The following is a 2,501-nucleotide window of genomic DNA, read 5'->3' on the forward strand; positions in this document are numbered from 1 at the left end:
CATCATTTTGGCAGGACGAGTCTATAATGAATTTTTGCTATCATCATTAAAATCCTATACCCTACCCCTTGAAGGTCAAAGCATGGGATTGTGGATTCCAAAACTAAAGGAACTTATTGATAAATCGAAAAATAAGGAGAATTCTACATCGAGCAGTTTTCTTATACATGAATGGTTGACACACTTGCCTAGATATCATTGGGATAAAATCGATAAGATTCCTTTTCGTAATGGAATCTATATCATGTTCGAAAAAGGTGAACGACTATATGGTATGGATAGAATCGTTAGAATTGGAACACATCGTGCCGATGGTAGACTAAAAGAACGCCTTAAGGATCATTTTCTAAAGGAAAATAAAGATGGCAGTATCTTAAGAAAAAATGTAGGATTATCACTGTTGCATCGAGTGCGTGATCCATTTGAAGCCATTTGGGCCTTAGATTGGTCAAAACCGAGTGTTAAAAATAGGTTTAGCGATAATCAATTGGACTGCAAGAAAGCAATTGAGGTTAGTGTATCTGCTTATTTAAGATCCAGAATATCATTTACCTGCATTTTGGTGGAGGATGAAAAAGATAGACTTAGAATAGAAGAGGCTTTAATTGCAACACTCAATAAATCAGAAGAATTTATAAGTTCTAATGATTGGTTAGGTCGCTATTGTCCCAAGCCTGAAATTGAAAAAAGTGGACTTTGGAATACTCAGGGATTAAATGGAAAGACACTTAGTTGCAGTGATGTTGAGTCTTTAAAAAGGGATGTAATAAATGGAACAAATCGTCTATCTAATGTCATATCGGTTAAAGAAAAGAGCAGAGAAAAAGCAAATTCTGAAGTGAAAATATTTAATGTTCATGTTAATCCAGTTAAAGGAAGAGTATCGACCTCAGATATCAGAGCTTTTGTCTCTAAAATCATTGATCACTCAAGGAGAGAAGGAATGGCGTTTGTTGATATAGTCTCAGGCGAAGTGCATAAACAAATGGGATTATCAAGCAAAATGCCATCCGTTTGCAGTGCAATGTATTCCTTAATGAAGGATAGTGATGAGATTATCCATACCACTCCAAGTGGTAAAAGTTCTACCATTAAAATCAGATATTTTTTGAAATAGGATGATAAGCTGATTAAATCTTGTTGTCAGAATAAAATAGAAAAGTATTTTTATAAAGACAGGTAAAGCCTTTTGTAGATAAGGAACGATCTAATAGAAAGCGTTTGAAAATATTAACATCTATTGATTATCGATAAGATTATAGAGAATTGAAATGTATTTCAAGGATTTAGGAGGTTACAATGAAGATCGAAATAGGTGAATCACTACTACTTTCTTGGTTAAAGCACATAAAGGAATGCCAACTGGTCCAGACGAATTGGAAGGCATCTAATAAGTGGGAACTAAAGCATAAGGATGTCCTAGAACAACTTTTGAATAAATCGGATTCTATTTTTAGTTCAAAATTTGGCTATGACCTATATAAGAGGAACAGTGGTATTAATCAGATTTTATTACAGGCTGAAATAGACGTAATCGGTATTAATTTTGATGAAAGTGATAAACACGTTTATGCGATTGATGTTGCTTTTCACGAAGCAGGTTTAAACTATGGTACTAAAGATGAAACGGTTACGAGAGTGATTAAAAAATGCATTCGTACAGCAATGTGTTTATATGGTTATTATGATGTAGATTATGGAACTATTATCTTTGCGTCACCTAAGATTAATCCTTCGGTTATGACAGATATTAGCCGATGTATCGATGATATGGAAGCTGTTTTGGATTCCTTAGGGTTAAAATATAAAATCAGAATTATTGCAAATGAAGAGTTCAGCGATAAAATTCTTGAACCGGTACTGAACGTACTGGGCGATGTTGCGGATACTTCAGAATTATTTATGAGAAGTTTGCAAATGTACAATCTATTCGCTGGAAAAACGCCTAAGATTAGGGTTGAGCGTTCTGTTAAATCAGTATCTAAAAGGATATCGTCTCAAATGGAGGCCATTACATACAGTGGATTAGATGGTCTTGAAGAAATGAAAATAGGTGTGATTGTTCGTACAGTTTTACGTAAGATGCTTGAAGACGGAGAAGTTCCAAAGGATGAAATAGAGAAACTGTTGACAAAAGAATATTCAAAAGAAGTTTTTGATATTCAATTTCCATTATTATTAAAAGTCAGTGATACAGATGGCAAAAGCCCTACACGATATTATTCTGCACCAGTAAAAATCTATGAAGATTATTATTTTTTATGCTCGGAATGGTATGAAGTGCCAGCAAATAATGATAGACCCTACTTGATGAAGTGGTTGGAGCTGCACAGGTGATCTTAAGCTACAGATGTGAATCTGATGCCTTTGGTGCCACAGAAACATACACCTGTCTTGGATTAGCAAGCTACGTTAAGCATGAAGGCTCATCGCCCATAAGCATCAGCTATAGGCTTGATGAAAAAATGCCTATGCAGGTACTGAGACGGTCTAATCAGATG

2 protein-coding genes are annotated in these 2,501 nt (G+C 34.9%); both read left to right on the plus strand.

Translation table 11 applies throughout. The features are described 5' to 3' along the window. On the plus strand, positions 1–1,117 hold a 1,117-nt coding region (locus AC220I_RS21275), incomplete at its 5' end, for a GIY-YIG domain-containing protein (RefSeq protein WP_486725878.1). Between the two features lie 182 nt (positions 1,118–1,299). Further along, positions 1,300–2,337, plus strand: coding sequence for a hypothetical protein (locus AC220I_RS21280; RefSeq protein WP_486725879.1), 1,038 nt, complete (start codon positions 1,300–1,302; stop codon positions 2,335–2,337). Positions 2,338–2,501 lie beyond the last annotated feature (164 nt).

The sequence above is a fragment of the Fusibacter sp. genome, from assembly GCF_057447755.1.

Coding starts and splice junctions, on each gene's coding strand:
- AC220I_RS21280 (WP_486725879.1), top strand. CDS start 1,300: ATGAAGATCGAAATAGGTGAATCACTACTACTTTCTTGGTTAAAGCAC.